Below are 16,692 nucleotides of genomic sequence, written 5' to 3'. Positions count from 1 at the left end.
GAACCGCGCACGCTGGAACAGGACATGAGCGACAAGCACCGTCATCACACCCGGAAGATCGGCAGTCTGTCCGTCCACCCGCTCGCCCTCGGCGGCAACGTCTTCGGCTGGACGGCCGACAAGGACCAGTCGTTCGCCGTCCTGGACGCCTACGCCGCGGCCGGCGGCAACTTCATCGACACAGCCGACGCCTACTCGGCCTGGGCCCCCGGCAACTCCGGGGGCGAGTCCGAGACCATCATCGGCGACTGGATGGCCTCCCGCCGCAACCGCGACGACATCGTGGTGGCCACCAAGGTGGGCGCGGGCTACCCGGAGCGTCCGGGCCTCTCCGCGGCCGTCATCAAGGAGGGCATCGAGGGCTCACTGCGCCGGCTGCGCACGGACTACGTCGACCTGTACTACACGCACTACGACGACCCGTCGCTGCCGGTCGAGGACTACATCGCCACGCTCGACGGGCTGGTGAAGGAGGGCAAGGTCCGCGAGATCGCGGCCTCCAACGTCACTCCCGAACGGCTCGCCCGCGCCCTGGAGTTCAGCGACTCCGCCGGGCTCGCCAAGTACGTGGCGATCCAGCCCGAGTACAACCTCGTCGCGCGCGAGAGCTACGAGGGCCCGCTCGCCGAGGTCGCCGCCCGGCACGGCCTCGCCGCCGTCCCGTACTACTCCCTGGCCTCCGGCTTCCTGACCGGCAAGTACCGGCCGGACGCGACCGTCGACAGCTCCCGCGCGGAGGGTGCCGCCAGGCACCTGAAGACCGAACGCGGCCTGCGGGTGCTGGCCGCCCTCGACGAGATCGCCGCCGCGCACGACGCGGAGGTCGCCACGGTGGCCCTGGCCTGGCTGGCGAGCCGGCCGACGGTCGCCACCCCGCTCGCGAGCGCCCGCACCGTCGAGCAGCTGCCGGCGCTGCTGGCGCTGGCGGATCTGCGGCTCACGGAGGAGGAGTTGGCGAGGCTGACGGAGGCGTCGGCGTAGCGGGGGCGTGGGGGCCCGGCCGGTGCCTCGCACGACGGGCCGGTGCCTCGCACGACGGGCCGGATCCCCGCACGCCGGGCGCCCCCCCGCGCCGGCTCAGCCCTCGTGGGCCGCCATGCGCTCCACGCCCCAGGAGGCGAGCGCGACGGTGCCGGCCACGCCCAGGACGGACGGCCAGGCGCCGACCTTCTTGGCCAGCGGGTGGGAGCCGGCGAACGCGGCCACGTACAGCCCGGTCAGGGCGGCGGCCTTGCCGGACCCCACCGTGCCGGCCCACCGGCGGGCCGCCACCACGCCGGCCGCGCCGAGGGCGACCCCGCCGAGGGGCCGCTTCTTGGTCAGCCGGGCCACGCCGTACCCGCCGACGAGCCCGGCCGCGGCCACCACGGACGCCGGAACCCGTGTCACTGCACTCATCGCTGCCATGCCGGCAACCTCCGCATCGATCCGTATCATCCGTATCAATCGCGTCTGTCTGCGCCTGGCTGCGGCTGTCGCATCTATTGCAACAACCCGCGTCAGAGACATCTGCAGACGCGTACGTCTCTCCCGACACTAACCCGCCCGCGTGGACGCTCCGTCGGCGAGCGGCCGGAAGCCGCCCCTCCGCACCCGGCGGTGACCGCAGGCTGCGGGGGGAACGGCCTCAATCGGCCGCCGTGAGCAGCGTCTCCGCGACGGCCGTCCGGGCGTAGAGGACGGAGCGTCCGGCGCGGTGCGCGCTGACCATGCCCGCCCCGCGCAGCGCCGCCAGGTGCTGGGAGACGCCGGCGGCGGAGATGCCGGTGCGGCCGGCCAGTTCGGTGGTGGAGGCGGGGGCCGCGAGCTCGGTCAGCAGTCGGGTCCGGGAGCGGCCGAGGACCGCGGCGATGGCCTCGGCGCGGGCCGGTGGCCGCCGCTCCCACAGGGTGCCGGTGCCGCGGGCGGGATAGGCGAGCTGTGGCGGGTCGGGGTACCGCATCCAGGTCAGGACGCCGGCGGCGAACACGGACGGGACGAGCAGCAGCCCCGGCCCGGCGGTCTGCCGGGACAGCACGCAGCACCGGCGGACCAGCCGGAGCGTGTTGTCGTCCCAGCTCACCGTCGTGTGCAGGTCGTTGAAGAAGTGCGCGGCCCCGTGCTCGGCGACCTGGCGGGCGCGGTGGAAGACCTCCGCGTCCAGGACGGCGCGGATCTTCGCCCAGTAGGGGGCGAGGGCGATCTCCCAGAAGGTCTCGATCTCCTCCGTGATCTGCGGCAGCCACCGTTCCGGATCGGCGCGCAGCGCCCGGGTCCGCGCGGACTCCCGGAGCTTGGCGATGTCGCGGCGCACGAACGCGGCGGGGGTGGCCCGGATCGCCGCCAGTTCGGCGTCGAGGGACGGCGCCGACTCGGTGGGGAACGGGGTGAGGAAGTCGCAGAGGTAGTTCTGCGGCGGCACGAGATCGGCCAGCCACCCGGCCGTCAGCCCGGCGTCGTCCACCCGGCTCCGTACCTGCTCGGTCCACGGGCGGTGGACGGGGTGCGCGGCCCGCGACACGAGCAGCCGGAAGCCGGCGACCACCTCCCACATCGGTGAGACCGCGAAGCGGGTGAGCGCCAGGTCGTCGGCGGAAAAGGCGAGTTCGGAGAGCACGGACACCCCCGTCGTCCGGTTGCATTCGGCCTGAGCTTAATCAATGGAGGCCGCGCGGGCACCGGGCGAGAGTCGGGGCATGCTCTCCACCTTCAGCGGACTGCCCCGCGCCGCCTGGATCGTCTTCACCGGCACGGTCGTCAACAGACTCGGCTACCTCGTCACCCCCTTCCTCGTCTTCTTCCTCGGCTCCCGCGGCATCCCGACCGAACAGATCCCCTACGTGCTCGGTGCCCTGGGCGCCGGCAACCTGGTCGGCCCCGCCCTCGGCGGCCTGCTCGCCGACCGGGTCGGCCGCCGCTCCACGATGATCACCGGGCTCGTCGGCACCGCGGCGGGCCAGGGCCTCCTCTTCACCGCCCCCGACACCGCCACCCTCGCCCTCGCCGCCGTCCTCCTCAGCGGCGCCGGCAGCATGGTCGGCCCGGCCGCGAGCGCCCTCCTCGCGGACCAGGTCACCGCCGACCGCCGCCGGGCGGCGTTCTCCCTGTTCCACTGGGCCGTCAACATCGGCACCGCGGTCGCCGGCATGCTGGGCGGCTTCCTCGCGGCGCGCGGCTACTGGCTCCTCTTCACCGTCGACGTGGTGAGCACCCTCACCTACGCGGTGATCGCCGCGTCCTTCCTCCCGGCGGGCCGCCCCGACCGCACCCGCCGCGCCGCCGGCGACGGCGCGGGCTACGGAGTCGTCCTCCGCGACCCGCTGATGCGCGCCCTGCTCCCCCTCTTCTACATCGCCCTCGTCATCTACACCTTCACCGAGGTCGCCCTCCCCCTCGCCATCCGCGACGACGGCCTCTCCACGACCACCCTCGGCCTGATGTCCACCCTCAACGCCGCCCTGGTCGTCGTCCTCCAGCCGGTCGCCATCACCGTCCTGGCCCGCTTCCGCCAGATCCCCGTCTACGTGGCCGGCAGCATCCTCGTCGCCCTCGGCGTCGCCCTCACCGGCGTCGCCGACACCCCCTGGGCCTACGCCGCGACCGTCGCCCTCTGGTCCCTCGGCGAAGCCGTCATCGGCGGCGTGGCCGGCTCCATCGTCGCGGCCCTCGCCCCCGACCACGCCCGGGGCCGCTACCAGGGCGCCTACCAGTGGACCTGGGGCACCGCCCGCTTCACCGCCCTCTCCCTCGGCACCACCCTCTACGCCACCGCGGGCCCGGCCACCCTCTGGTGGTTCAGCGCCACGGCCGGCACGGCAGCAGCCCTCGGCGTCGGCGCCCTGAGCACGGCCATCGGACGGCGGACGTCACCGGACGCGGCGCCCGCCGAGAAGGCGGCGCCCCAGGAGGCCGAGCGGACCGCCGACGCGGCGGCCTAGGAGCGGGAGCGTCCCGCCGACGGGTGGGCGGCCGTGGCGTCAGGAGGGCCGCCGCGGCTCCCACCCGTAGGGACCCGGCACCTGGGCCGGGCCGGTCGGCCGGTACGCGTCGCCGGTACCGTAGCCGGCCACCGGGCCGTACGGACCGGGCGCGATCGGGCCCGGGTACGCCCCCATGGGGACGGGCAACGGTCGGGACACCGACATCGCGGCGCGTTCCAGGGCCGGTTGGGCGATGTGTTTGCGTTGCCAGAGGTGGTGGAGGAGTTCCTGTTCGCGGGCGGTGAAGTCCGGGGTGAGGCGGCCCGCGTAGGCGCGTTGGCGGAGGAAGGCCAGGGACGTGGCGAAGGAGATGTACTCGGCGACCGCGCGGGCGGCGGAGCGGCCGGCGGTGCGTTTGGCCACGGCGCGGGCGATGCCGCGGGCGCGCATGGAGGACAGGGCCAGGGGTTCGGGCGGGGTGAGCCAGCCGGCCGCCTGGTACTCGGGGAGGTGGGCCCGGACGGTGCGGAGTTCGGTCTGGCGGGACCAGATGGTCAGCCAGGTGAGGGTGCCGAAGACCGGGAGCATGAAGAGCGAGTAGACGGCCAGGAAGCCCAGCCCCGGGAGGGACGCCGAGCCGTTCCAGACGCCGTGCAGGACCATCGCCGTGAGCAGGCCCGCGACGGGGACCAGGACGCGCAGGACGCGGCGGCGGATGGGCAGGCCGGCGGCTATGCCGAAGCCCAGGCCCGTCATGGACGTGAAGAGGGGGTGGGCGAACGGGGACAGCAGGACGCGGACGAAGAAGGTGGCCGCCGTCGTCGAGAAGCCGGAGGCGCCGAAGCTCTGGTCGGAGGCGTACGCGTTGCCCAGGTAGAGGATGTTCTCGGTGAACGCGAAACCGGTGGCGGTGATGCCGGCGACGACGACGCCGTCCACGATGCCGTTGAAGTCGCGGCGCCGGAAGAGGAAGAGGAGCAGCAGGGCCGCTCCCTTGGCGCTCTCCTCGACCACCGGCGCGACGAACGTGGCGCCGAACGTGCCGGCGTCGTTGCGGTGGGCCGTGTCGACACTGTTCATGATCCACTCGGTCGCGTAGCTGTTGGCGATGAGCGCCACCAGAGTGGCCGCGCAGGCGCCCCACGCGAACGCGAAGACCAGGTTCTTCCAGGGTTTCGGCTCGACGCGGTCCATCCAGCGGAACGCGGCGATAAGCAGCGGCACCGGCAGTACCGCCAGTCCCAGCCCCACCAGGAAGCCCCGGGTGCCGGTCTGCTCCCGGACCAGGGCCAGGATCAGCAGGCCGCAGAGGGCCAGGAGGAGGACGACCGTGCCCGCGCGGACGGCCTTGTTGTCCCAGAGGGCGCGGCGGGGCCGGTAGTGCCAGCGGGCCGGGGCTGGCAGGGCGCCGAACCCCGACGGGATCCCGGGCGCCCCTGGGGCCCCGGGCGCGGGTATCGGGCCCGGATCGGCGGGCTGGGGTGGGTGAGGCTGGGACTCATGCACTGGACGACCCTAGCCAAGGCGGCGGCACGGGCGGAGTGGTTTGTGTCCCGGGCCGGTGGGCTGGGGGGTGCCTCTATGTCTTTCGTCAAGCGAGGCGGGGGGTTCGGGGTTCGTAGAAGGTGCCGTCGCGGAGCATCGCGAAGAGCACGCTGATGCGGTGCCGAGCGAGGCGGAGAAGGGCCTGTGTGTGGGTCTTCCCTCTGGCCCGGCACTTGTCGTAGTAGGTGCGGGAGGAGTGGTCGTGCAGGGCGGCGAAGGCGGATAAGAACATCGCGCGTTTGAGCTGGCGGTTGCCGCCTCTGGGCGCGTGTTCGCCGTGGATCGAGGTGCCCGACTGCTTCGTGGCGGGGGCGAGGCCGGCGTAGGAGGCGAGGTGGGCGGCGGTGGGGAAGCTGGTGCCGTCGCCGACGGTGACCAGCAAGGTGGCGGCGGTCCTGACCGCGATCCCCGGCATCGAGGTCAGGACCTTTGAAAGAGGGTGGGCCTCCAGCAGGGTGCTGATCTGGGCTTCCAACGCCCGGCGCTGTTCGTGGACGGCGGCCAGGGAGCGGGCCAGGGACGGGAGCACGACGTCGAGGGTGCCGGTCCCGGGAACGACGACGGTTTGTTCGTCGAGTGCGTCGAAGACCTCGTTGATCAGCCGCTCGGCCATGCGCGGGGCCTTGGGTCGCACCAGCTCGACGAGCCTGCGGCGTCCGGCTTTCCGCAGGGCCTGCGGGGAGCCGTAGCGTTCGAGCAGCCAGGTGACGGCCTGGTGGTCGAGCCGGGGCCCGAGGACTCGTTCCAGGGACGGGTGGAACTGGGTGAGCAGGCCGCGGATCCGGTTGGAGGTGCGCGTGGCCTCGGCGGCGAGATCCTGGTCGAAACCCACCAGCACGGTGAGCTCGGCGGTGACCTCATCCGTCAGCTCCAGCGAGCGCAGGGTGTGCGCCATCGTGCGGGCGGCGTCCGCGATCACCGCGGCGTCCTTCGCGTCGGTCTTCGCCTCGCCCGGGTAGAGGTCGGCGATCCGCCGCATCGCGAGTCCGGGCAGGTAGGCGACCTTGCAGCCGGTGTCGCGGGCGACTGTCAGAGGAAGGGCTCCGATGGAGGCGGGCTGGTCCACGATCACCAGGACGGTGCCGAACTTCGCGGCGAGCTTGTCGAAGACGGCCCGCAGTCTGGGTTCGTTGTTGGGCAGTTGTTTGTCGAAGACTTTCTTGCCGGCCGGGGTGAGCCCGTGGCCGTGATGGGCGCTCTTGCCGACGTCCAGGCCGAGGAAGACGCCCACGTCTTCGGTGTCGATCACCGTGCCCCCACTCGTCGTTGCGGTGCCGGCCTGTGCGTCGGGGCCGTTCTCGCGCATCCACGTTATGCAGACCTGCCGCCCGCGAACGATCGGGCATTGCGCCTGATCAGGCGGTGGTCGGGCCTCTCATCAGCGTCTCCGACGGCACCCCTCGGGCCCGGTGACACCACCCCCCAGGTCATCGACTTCGACAGGGGGCAACAGTCATGCCGGGCCCGGAGGCCAGCGGCCCTCTTGCAGGACCAGGGAGAACATAACGGGGTGGCGGGCTGGGCCGGCGAGTTCAGCGGTCAGCGGGCTGGCGGGCCGGTGGGTTCCCTGGCCGGCGGGTCTCCAGTCGCCGGGCTCGTGGACGGACCGGGTCTGGGCCGACGGGTCCCCGGCCGGCGGGCTTGCGGGCTGGTGGATTCCTCGGCCGGCGGTGCTCGCAGGCCGATGTACTCCGGCCGACGGGTTCCTCAGCCGACGCGTCCCCGGGCGGCAGACTCTCTCGGTCAGCGGTCAGCGGTCAGCGGTCAGCGGGTCAGCGGGCTCTCGGCCGACGGGCTCGTGGCCCCTGGCTCGCCCGTCCTCCGGCTCACCAGCCCCAGGGCCCCGCGCTCCCAGCCTCCCGGCGGCCGTGCTTCCCGTTAGCCGCGGCGGCGGAAGAGGAGGTCGCGCACCGCGTGGCCCTTCTCCAGGCCCTGCCCCTCGAAGCGGGTCAGCGGGCGGAAGTCGGGGCGCGGGGCGAAGCCGCCGTCCGGCTGGGTGTTCTCGAAGTCCGGGCTGGCGGTCAGGACCTCCAGCATCTGCTCGGCGTACGGCTCCCAGTCCGTCGCGCAGTGCAGCAGCGCGCCCGGCGCCAGCCGCGTCGCCGCCAGGGCCAGGAACTCGGGCTGGATCAGCCGGCGCTTGTGGTGCCGCTTCTTGGGCCACGGGTCCGGGAAGTACACGCGCATGCCGGCCAGCGCGTCGGGCGCCAGCATCTCGCGGAGGAGGATGATCGCGTCGCCGTTGGCGACCCGGACGTTCTTCAGGCCCCGCCGCTCCGCGAGCGCGAGCAGGTTGCCCTGGCCCGGGGTGTGGACGTCGCACGCGAGGATGCCCGTGCCGGGGTCCGCCGCGGCCATCTCCGCCGTGGCCTCGCCCATGCCGAAGCCGATCTCCAGGACCACCGGCAGCCCCGGGTCGCCGAAGAGCTCGCCCAGGTCGATCCGGCGCAGGCCGTCGATGTCGAGACCCCACACCGGCCAGAGCCGGCGCAGCGCCTCGCCCTGCCCGGTCGTGACCCGGCTGCGGCGCGGCTGGAACGAGCGGATGCGCCGCTCGTGGTGCGAACCGGCCGGATCCGGGGCGGGACCGTCGGGGAACATCGGTTCCCGGCGGGCACGGGCACGGGCGCGCGTACCGTCCCCGGCCGGGGACGGTACGGCGGCGGCTTCGTCGGCCGACTCGCCCGCCGGCTCGGCGACGGAGGCGTCGGCCGGGGCCTCGGGAGAGGCGGTGGCAGCGGCGTCGGCGGGGGCGTCGACCGGGGTGGCGGCCAGGGCGTCCTCGGCCGCGGACGCGGCGGAGACGGCGTGGCGGGCGGGGTTCACGGACTTCTCGGACACAGTCCTTCCATAGTACGGGCGAGGCCCGGACCGGCTGGTTCCGTACATGTCAGCCGAGTCCCGACGGGAAGCTCCGACCGCCTCAGCGCACCCGCAAGCCTCCGGCGCGGGGACATCCGACTGCCTCAGCGCACTTCCGCGAACCTCCGGCGCGGGGGCATCCGACCGTCTCAGCGCACCCCCGCAACCCCCCCGCCGCCGGACCCCCGTCCGCCTCAGCGCAGTTCCGCCAGCACCCTCCGCGCCACCTCCCGCCCGATCGGCAGCGAGGCCGTCGCCGCCGGTGACGGCGCGTTCAGGACGTGCACCATCCGCGGCGAGCCGGCGAACAGGAAGTCGTCCGCGAGCGTGCCGTCCCGCAGTACCGCCTGGGCGCGGACCCCGGACGGCGCGGGTATCAGATCGTCCTCCGCGACCCCGGGCAGGAGCCTGCGCACGGCCGCGGTGAAGGCCGCCTTCGACAGCGAGCGCCGCGCCTCGGCCGCCCCGTACCGCCAGTGCCGGCGCGCCAGCCGCCAGGTGCCCGGGAACGCCACGGTGGCGGCGAGCTCCGCCGGCCGTACGGTCCGCCACGCGTACCCCTCCCGCGCCAGGGCGGGCACCGCGTTCGGCCCCACGTGCACCTCGCCGTCGACGCCCCGCGTGAGGTGGACGCCCAGGAACGGGAAGGCGGGGTCCGGCACCGGGTAGACCAGGCCGCGCACCCGCGCCGCGGCGGTGGGCGCCAGCGCGTAGTACTCCCCGCGGAAGGGGACGATCCGCACCCCGGGGTCGTCGCCCGCGAGCCGGGCCACCCGATCGCTGTGCAGGCCCGCGCAGTTGACCAGGGCCCGGGCGCGTACCACCGTGCCGTCCGCCGTCCGCACGGCGACCACCGCGCCGCGCCGCCCCACGACCCGTACCTCCGCGCCATACCGCACCGAGGCCCCCGCGTCCTCGGCGAGCCGGGCCAGGTGCGCGGCGACCGCTCCGAAGTCGCAGACGCCCGTGGTGCCGACGTGGATCGCGCCCACGCCCCGTACGTCCGGCTCGAACTCGGCTATCTGCGCCGGACCCAGTTCGCGAACGGGAATGCCGTGCTGCCGCCCGCGCTGCACCAGGGCGTGCAGCCGCGGCAGTTCGGCCCGCTCGGTCGCCACGATCAGCTTCCCCGTGACCTCGTGCGGCAGGCCGTGCTCCGTGCAGAACTTCACCATCTCCGCCGCGCCCCGCACCGCGAACTCCGCCTTCAGCGAGCCCGGACGGTAGTAGATCCCGCTGTGGATCACTCCGCTGTTGCGGCCCGTCTGGTGCCGCGCGGGGCCGGGCTCCTTCTCCAGCACGACCACGCTCGTACCCGGCGCGGCGCGCGTGACCGCGTAGGCCGTCGACAGGCCCACGATGCCGCCGCCGATCACCAGCACGTCGCAGTCGTACGCCCCCATGGGCTCACCTCCCCGCCCTCCCGCACCCACCGGCCGTCTCCGCTGCGGCCGACTCAACGGCTCCTATCATGACGTGCGCCACTGACAACGGCCCGAAACATCGTCGGACCAGGGGAAAGACGGAAAGGATCTTCCCGGGCGGAGCGGCCGGCACCGCGCCGAGAACACCGCGGACGGCCGCCACCACCCCCGGAGGAACACCGCGACAACACCCGGCGAACGGGAAGGGGCCGCTCCGGTCGGCCCGCGGTGAACGGGAGGGGATTGCTCTCGTCGGTCCCGGACAACCGGGAAGGCACTGCTCCACTCCGCCCCCGCGACCGAAAGGGACTGTTCCGCTCGGCCCCGCGACCGAAAGGGACCGCTCCGCTCGGCCCCGGCGTCCGGGAAGAGGCCGCTCCCCTCGGCCCCGGCGTCCGGAAAGGAATCGCTTCGGCTCGGACCTCAGCGATTGAAGCCGACCCCCAGCGATAAGAAGCGAACCCCCAGCGACCGAAGCCGACCCTCAGCGACCAAAAGAGGCCCCCGCCCCCGCCCCCACCCCCACCCTCACGCCGTAGTAGCCACCAATAACGGCCGCGCCCGCTCCCGCAGCTCCACCACCCGCGGCTCGTTCCCGTACGGCTCCAGCCGGTGCAGCAGGTCCCGTACGTACTCCGTCGTCCGCGCCGACGAGATCCGCCCCGCCACCTCCACCGCCCGCACCCCGGCCGCGCACGCCGCGTCGAGGTTGCCGGACTCCAGCTCGGCGACCGCCGACACGACCAGCCGCAGCCCGTGCGAGCGCACGAACTCCTCGGTGGGCCGGGACAGCGCCTGCTCGGTGAAGCGCTGGACCTGCCGCGGCATGCCCAGGTCGCGGTAGCACTCGGCGGCGTCCGCGGCGAACCGCTCCTGTGTGTAGAAGTCCAGCCAGGACGGGTCCGGGTCGCCCGGCCGGGCCCGCTCCAGCCAGCCCTCGGCGGCCTTGAGCGCCGCCCCGCAGGCCGGCTGGTCGCCGGCCTTCGCCTGCGCCCGCGCCTCGACGAGCCGGAAGAAGCTCATCGTCCGCGCGGTGGCCAGGCCGCGGTTGCGCTCCAGCGCGGCCTGGGCCAGGTCCACGCCCTCGTCCGCGTAGCCGCGGTAGGTGGCCTGGAGGCTCATCGAGGCGAGCACGTAGCCGCCCAGCGGCACGTCGGCCGCCGCGCGGGCCAGCCGCAGCGCCTGGATGTAGTAGCGCTGCGCCGCCTCCTGTTGGCCCGTGTCGAAGGCCATCCACCCGGCCAGCCGGGTGAGTTCGGCGGTCGCGCCGAACAGCGCGCGCCCCACCTCGTCGCTGTACGCCCCCAGTAGCAGCGGCGCCGCGTCGACGCGCAGGCACTCCGGCACCATGGACGAACGCCAGTCCCCGCCGCCGTACTTGGAGTCCCAGCGGCGCGCGTCCTCCGCCGCCTCCCGCAACTTGGCCACGTCGCTGTGGCCGACACGTTGCGGTAAACCGCAGTCGGGTACCGCGCCGGCGTCGCGCTCCCGGGCCGCCTGCTGCGGTTCGCGCGCCACCGAACTGTCGGCGGGCGTGATCAGCCAGCGCGAGGCAGGCGTGGAGTACGCGCTGACGGAAAACGAACCCGCGAGACTCTGCCAGATCCCACCGCCCCCACGGCGACCGGCGGAATCCAGCCGGTACAGCTCCGTCGCCGACCGGACCGCCTGGCCGACATCGCGCGGGAACGCGAGGCCCACCTCCGGCGCCGGATCCGACTCGGCGAGCCCGATCTCGTGCAGCGGTACCGGCCGGCCCAGCTTGCCCGCTATCGCGGCGGCGATCAGGTGGGGCGCGGCGCCCTGTGGCACCATGCCCTTGCTGACCCACCGGGCGACCGACGTCTTGTCGTACCGAAGCGTCAATCCCCGCTGCGCACCAAGGTCGTTGACCCTCCGCGCCAGACCGGCGTTGCTGATCCCCGCGAGAGCGAGGACCGTGCCCAGCTTCTCGTTCGGTCCGCGTGGCTCCCTGGACATGCGCACCCCTCGGCAACAACGATGCCCGCCCCGGCATAGGCGCGGGGCATTCGTAAACCCAGCGTAGTTCCCCACATCCCGACCGTTAAGGGGCGTTGTCCCGGATGGCGGGATTCTGGTCCGCATGCGCGTGCACGGAGGGGCACGTGCTCCGGCGGAGTGTGGCCGTGCGCCTGCTGTGCGCCTTGTATACGCCATCGCCGGGGCGGTTCCATGGTTCTGCGTGGGTTGGCCCGCTGTACTGGATCCAGTGGGCTGGGGGAAGCCGTCGCCCCATTCCCCGCGGGCGGCGGACCGGCCCGGGGGGTGCGGCTCGTGCCTCCCGGGCTGCGCGGACGCCGCGGCGCGCCCCGGTGGCGGGTGCCGCGACGGGCCCGTACGAGGCTGAACGCCCCTTCCGCCCGGCGGCGTTCACCGTACGGAGGGTCACCGCGAGAACGGGTCCCAGGGGTGTTCGCGAGCGGGAACGCGCGGTGGGAGCGCGCCGCCCGTACCGCGCGCGGGGCGCGCGGGAAACGGCCGAAACCCGCCGTACGCCAAGGGGCCCACATGGCCGGACAGCGGCCCGGAACGGCCAAGTCCGCTGCGGCCGTGGCAGCATGGGGTGCGCATGCGCCACGGTGTGACGTCGTCGGACGCCATTCAGCCCCGCTTTCCCGTCAGTTGGGCCGCCCGTCGGCCGGCCCGAGTGGCCCGAACGATGTCGCGCCACCCGTCCCGCTGTGCATGATGACTGCTACCCGATGGTTGTCCACAGCCTGTGGAGGCGGCGATGCGCTGGTTGGTGGGGTGGAGCCGCGCCGGCTCCCGGCCCGGCGTCCCCGCCGCGCCCGCGGTCCAGCCCGTGGGCGCCCGGCTCCTGTGGGAGGACCCCGATCCGCTGTGGGCCGTCGGCGACTGGCGGCCCGACGAGGTACGCGTCGTCCACGCCGGACCGCACCCCGACGGATCCCGTTCCCACGGCCCGCGCCCCGCCACCGCGCCGCCCGTCGCCCGCCTCGCCGTCCTCGGCCGCTGCGGAGCCGACGACCACCAGCTGCGCACCGGCCTCCTGGCCACCCGCGGCGGCGCCCTCCGCCCGCTCACCGCCTGGCCCGGCAGCTACACCGCCGTCGCCCAGATCGGCCGCCGCGTCACCGTCACCGGAGACCTGGCCGGCGCCCGGCCCGTCTTCCACGCCGCGTGGGCCGGCGGCACCGCCTACGCCACCGCCGCCCTGCCCCTCGCCGACCTCGTCGAGGCCGAGCTCGACATCGGCCACCTCGCCGCCCTCCTCGCCTGCCCCGACTCCCCGGAGGCGCTGGGCGACAGCACTCCCTACACCGGCGTACGGCGCGTCCCGCCCGGGCACGCGCTGGTGGTGCGCGACGGCGCACGCGACGTCACGAGCTACGAACCGGCGGCCTCCCTCGTCGTCGCCGCCCCCGAACCCGACGCCGACCAGGCCGTCGAAGGAGTCCGCGACGCCCTGGTGGAAGCGGTACGCGCCCGCTTCGCCGCCCCCCGCCACGCCCCGAACGGCTTCCCCCGCACCCCCGCGCCCGACCCCGGACCCGTCCCCGGCATGGGCCCCGCCTTCCGCCGCGCCGCCCGCGGCGGGGTCGCCCCCGGCATCGGCGCCGACCTCTCCGGAGGAAGCGCCTCCGCCACGCTGGCCCTGCTCGCCGCGGGCCTCCCCGGCGCACCCGGCACCCCGCTCGGCCACGGGACCAGCGCGGGTGAACGGCTCCTCGTCGTCACCTTCAACGACCTGGTGGCCGACCGCGGCGGAGCACGCGAGGCCGAACTCGAACGCGCCCGCGCGCTCGCCGCCGACCCGCGCCTGCACCACGTCGTCGTCGCCGCGGCCGAGGACGCCCTGCCCTACGCCGACCTGCTCGACGGCCCGCTCACCGACGAACCGTCCCCCGCCCTCGTCACCGCGGCCCGCCACCGCCACCGGCTCGCGGCCGGCAGCGCCGACCACTTCACCGGGCACGGCGCCCGCCAGGTCCTCGACGCCCACCCGGCGCGCCTCGCCGACCTCCTGCTGGGCCGACGCCGCCGCCACCTCCTCCGCCCGGTCTCCGCCCTGGCCCGCGCGGACGGGCCGGGCCCGACGGCGATCGCCGGGTTCTCGGCGTCCGTCCCCTTCACCGTCTACCGCGCGGCACGCCGGCTGGCCCGCACCTCCTACCGGGAGGGACTGGAGGGCGCCGCGGCCCGCTTCCTGGCCCCGGACTTCGCCACGGCCGAACACCTCACCGGCGCGGCCGGGGCCGTGGACGCCTCCCTCGCCGCGCTCACCTGGTGCCGGCCCGGGCCCGCCGCCCGCTGGCTCACCGGAGCGGCGCTCGCGGAGGTGTCGGTCCGGCTCCAAGCCGCCGCCGTCCGGCCGACCGGCGCGGCACAGCGCCCCGGGGAGCGCCGGGCCGCCGCCGCCCTCGCCCGGCACGCGGCGGACCTCCGCGTCCTCGAACAGGCCGCGGAGATCCGCGGCCAGCGCCTGCACGCCCCCTTCCTCGACAACCAGGTCGTACGGGCCTGCCGCGCGCTGCCCCAAGCGCTCCGCGTACAACCCGGGGCGCGCGCCAGCGTCCTGCGCTCCGTCCTCGCGGGAGCGGGCATCCGCGAACTGCCGCCCGGCTGGGGCGCTCCCACCCACGCCGCCCACGCGGCGGCGGCCCGAGCGGGCCTGCGCGCCTACGCGGCCCTCCTCCTCCGCCTCTTCGACGCGCCCCTCCTCGCGGACGCGGGCCTGGTCGAGGCCGGCGTCGTCCGCGACGCGCTCCAGTCGGCGGCCGAGGGCGCGTCCCTGCCCCTGGACGGCCTCGCCGAACTGGTCGCCACGGAAATCTGGCTCCGCCGCCTGCTGGCCCGCCGCGGCACCTGCTGGACGGGCCCGACGGCGCCGCGGATGCGGGCGGTGGCGGGGGGAGTGGTGCCGCGGCCGAGCCTTTGACGCGGTCGGGGCGGCAGAGTGCCCTGCTCGTCGGGGCGTGGGTGTGATGTCGCGGCCGTGCCTTTGACGCGGCAGGGGCCGCAAGCAGCGCTCACCGGCCCGCGTGGGTGAGGGGGCATCCTGCCCGTGTCGCCCGCGTTCCGCGCTAGGAGCAGGTGATGCTCGCCGCCGCCCAGTCCGCGAGCGCCACGTCGTCGAACGGTACGAGCGCCGTCCGCCGCGCCGCCGACGCCATGCTCGCACCACCCGGGCGCCCGCTCCGCCACCGCCCCCACCACCGGTCCGGCGCGTCTCCGACGGCCTCGGCCGCGCCCTCCTCCGGAGCCGGCGCCGCGTCCTCGGCCGGCGCCACCGTCCGTACCACCAGGCGCAGCGTCCGCCGGCCGGTCAGCTCCGCGTGGACGGGCACGGCCGGACCGTCCCGGCGGACGACGCCCGACCGCCACACGGGCTCCCCGTCCGCGAGCACCGAGAACCGCAGCGACGGGCGCCCGAGCGACAGGTCGTCGACGCCCACGACCGCGTCGAAGGCGGTACAGGAGCGGTTCAGGTCGATGGCGACCGACGACGCCGACCCGACGCTCACACCGTGGCGGTAGACGACGCCCCCGATCCGCAGCCCGTCCCGCTGCCACACCGGACCGCCCTCGTCGATCCGCACGCGCGGCTCGTGCCCGTTGCCGAACACGTCGAAGTCCAGGTCGTCGAGCCGGTAGACGGCACGGGCGGGCAGGGGTGGCGGGGGAGTGGACGAGGGCTTCGGCGGCGAGGGCGCCCGGGACGGGGACGCGGACGGCGGCGCGGGCCGAGGCGAGGGAGCGGGCGTCGTCCGGTGGGCCGAGGAAGGCGAGGGGCCGGCCGTGGGCTTCGCCGACGTCCGCGCCGGGGCCGCGGCCTGCCGCGCCTTCACCGCGGGGGGCGTGGAGTGGGCCGGACGGGACGGCGGTGGCGTGGAGGACGGTACGACGGGTGCCGGGGCCGACCGCAGTGCCCGCGGTTTCGCGGGCGGCGGCCCGCCCGAACCCCCCGTAAGGACGCAGGCGAGAGCCACCCCCGCGGCGACGACGGCCGCCCCCACACCGAGCGCGACCTTCGCGGGCGCACCGAGACCCTCGCCGACCGCGGCGCTCCCACCGGCCCCCGCAGCCCCGGCCGCCCCGGAAGCCGCACCACCGCTCACCGCCGCACCGGTGCCCGCGGCGGCCCCCGCCCCGGCCGCCAGCCCGGCCACGGCCTTGACCGAGGCGCCGGCCGTGAACCACCCGACGAGCGCCACCGGCAGCACCGCCCGCAGCCGGGCGTTGACGTCCGCCAGCTCCAGCGCGGCGGTACGGCACCGGGCGCACTCCGCCAGGTGCTTGCGCAGCCCTCGCTCGGCCCGTGTCCGCAGCCCGCCGCGCGCGAAGGCCCCGAGCCGGTCGGCGTACTGCGCGCAACTCCCCGCGGACGTCAACGACGCGCTGACGTGCGCCTGGAGATACGCCTGACGCAGCCCCTCGCGGGCCCGGTGCGCGAGTACGGCGGTGGCGTTGGGGCTCAGCCCCAGCAGCGGCGCCACCTGGCTGGGCGACTCCTCCTCGACGGTGGTGTGCCAGAGCACCGTCTGCCACCGCTCGGGCAGGCTGCGGAACGCCTGCACGGCGAGGGACGTCTCGGCCTGCTGCATCGCGCGCACGTCCGCGCCCGGGTCGACGGGCGTGTCCTCCGGGTCCACCGAGGCCCCGGCCGCGGATACGGCGAACACCGCGAAGTCCTCGACGAGCCGCTCCCGCCGAGCGGTCCGCGCCCAGGCGGCGGCGACCCGCCGCACGGTGGTGAGCAGGTAGGCGCGCACGGCCGTGTCGGGGCCCGCGCCCCGGCGTACCGCCTGCAGCGTCGCGGCGAACACCTCGTTGGTGAGGTCCTCGGCGGTGTGGACGTCGCGGCAGCACGTCCGGGCGTAGCCGCGGACCGCGGCGGCGTGCCGCCGGTAGAGCAGGGCGTACGCCTCCCCGCTGACGTCCTCGCCGTCCCGCAGCCGGGCCACCAACTCCGTGTCCGA

At 75.1% G+C, this 16,692-nt stretch carries 11 protein-coding genes; 3 read left to right on the top strand and 8 right to left on the bottom strand.

Annotation, left to right across the window (positions count from 1 at the left end; translation table 11 throughout):
* The first annotated feature begins 24 nt into the window (after positions 1 to 24).
* A complete protein-coding gene (locus J7W19_RS14875; RefSeq protein WP_004954413.1) occupies positions 25 to 981 on the top strand; it encodes an aldo/keto reductase in 957 nt (318 codons plus the stop codon).
* 96 nt (positions 982 to 1,077) lie between these two features.
* On the opposite strand, the gene J7W19_RS14870 is transcribed toward J7W19_RS14875, so the two are convergent.
* Positions 1,078 to 1,389 (bottom strand): hypothetical protein, encoded by a 312-nt coding sequence (locus tag J7W19_RS14870; RefSeq protein WP_004954410.1) that lies wholly within the window; start codon positions 1,387 to 1,389, stop codon positions 1,078 to 1,080.
* A gap of 238 nt (positions 1,390 to 1,627) precedes the next feature.
* Positions 1,628 to 2,602, bottom strand: a complete 975-nt coding sequence (locus tag J7W19_RS14865; RefSeq protein ID WP_004954406.1) for an ArsR/SmtB family transcription factor — start codon at positions 2,600 to 2,602, stop codon at positions 1,628 to 1,630.
* Positions 2,603 to 2,675: 73 nt separating this feature from the next.
* Between J7W19_RS14865 and J7W19_RS14860 the strand changes: the two genes are divergently transcribed.
* Complete coding sequence (locus J7W19_RS14860) at positions 2,676 to 3,917, top strand: MFS transporter (RefSeq protein ID WP_004954403.1); 1,242 nt, start codon at positions 2,676 to 2,678, stop codon at positions 3,915 to 3,917.
* 39 nt (positions 3,918 to 3,956) lie between these two features.
* Here the strand turns inward: J7W19_RS14860 and J7W19_RS14855 are convergent, their stop codons facing one another.
* The 5 genes from J7W19_RS14855 to J7W19_RS14835 all read right to left on the bottom strand — a co-directional run bounded on the left by J7W19_RS14855 (position 3,957) and on the right by J7W19_RS14835 (position 11,710).
* Complete coding sequence (locus J7W19_RS14855) at positions 3,957 to 5,405, bottom strand: PrsW family intramembrane metalloprotease (protein ID WP_004954399.1); 1,449 nt, start codon at positions 5,403 to 5,405, stop codon at positions 3,957 to 3,959.
* 85 nt (positions 5,406 to 5,490) lie between these two features.
* Entirely contained in the window at positions 5,491 to 6,693 is a 1,203-nt protein-coding gene (locus J7W19_RS14850) for an IS110 family RNA-guided transposase (RefSeq protein WP_004956478.1), read from the bottom strand.
* A 629-nt stretch (positions 6,694 to 7,322) separates the two neighbouring features.
* Positions 7,323 to 8,285, bottom strand: coding sequence for a tRNA (guanosine(46)-N7)-methyltransferase TrmB (gene trmB / locus J7W19_RS14845; RefSeq protein ID WP_004952818.1), 963 nt, complete (start codon positions 8,283 to 8,285; stop codon positions 7,323 to 7,325).
* Between the two features lie 215 nt (positions 8,286 to 8,500).
* Positions 8,501 to 9,709 carry an L-2-hydroxyglutarate oxidase gene (lhgO, locus tag J7W19_RS14840; RefSeq protein WP_004952815.1) on the bottom strand — a complete coding sequence of 403 codons (1,209 nt, stop codon included), beginning with the start codon at positions 9,707 to 9,709 and terminating at the stop codon, positions 8,501 to 8,503.
* Between the two features lie 549 nt (positions 9,710 to 10,258).
* On the bottom strand, positions 10,259 to 11,710 hold the full coding sequence (locus tag J7W19_RS14835; RefSeq protein ID WP_004952813.1) for a hypothetical protein: 1,452 nt from the start codon (positions 11,708 to 11,710) through the stop codon (positions 10,259 to 10,261).
* Positions 11,711 to 12,482: 772 nt separating this feature from the next.
* Here J7W19_RS14835 and J7W19_RS14830 point away from each other — a divergent pair.
* On the top strand, positions 12,483 to 14,651 hold the full coding sequence (locus J7W19_RS14830) for an asparagine synthase-related protein (protein ID WP_004952811.1): 2,169 nt from the start codon (positions 12,483 to 12,485) through the stop codon (positions 14,649 to 14,651).
* Positions 14,652 to 14,796: 145 nt separating this feature from the next.
* On the opposite strand, the gene J7W19_RS14825 is transcribed toward J7W19_RS14830, so the two are convergent.
* Positions 14,797 to 16,677 (bottom strand): sigma-70 family RNA polymerase sigma factor, encoded by a 1,881-nt coding sequence (locus J7W19_RS14825; protein ID WP_004952808.1) that lies wholly within the window; start codon positions 16,675 to 16,677, stop codon positions 14,797 to 14,799.
* Positions 16,678 to 16,692 lie beyond the last annotated feature (15 nt).

Origin of the sequence: Streptomyces mobaraensis NBRC 13819 = DSM 40847, from assembly GCF_017916255.1 — a bacterium.
In the GTDB taxonomy this organism is placed as follows: domain Bacteria; phylum Actinomycetota; class Actinomycetes; order Streptomycetales; family Streptomycetaceae; genus Streptomyces; species Streptomyces mobaraensis.
The sequence above is the reverse complement of the archived record's forward strand: the minus strand, read 5'-3'. Positions and strand labels throughout refer to the sequence as shown.

Coding starts and splice junctions, on each gene's coding strand:
- J7W19_RS14875 (WP_004954413.1), top strand. CDS start 25: ATGAGCGACAAGCACCGTCATCACACCCGGAAGATCGGCAGTCTGTCC.
- J7W19_RS14860 (WP_004954403.1), top strand. CDS start 2,676: ATGCTCTCCACCTTCAGCGGACTGCCCCGCGCCGCCTGGATCGTCTTC.
- lhgO (WP_004952815.1), bottom strand. CDS start 9,709: ATGGGGGCGTACGACTGCGACGTGCTGGTGATCGGCGGCGGCATCGTG.
- J7W19_RS14835 (WP_004952813.1), bottom strand. CDS start 11,710: ATGTCCAGGGAGCCACGCGGACCGAACGAGAAGCTGGGCACGGTCCTC.
- J7W19_RS14830 (WP_004952811.1), top strand. CDS start 12,483: ATGCGCTGGTTGGTGGGGTGGAGCCGCGCCGGCTCCCGGCCCGGCGTC.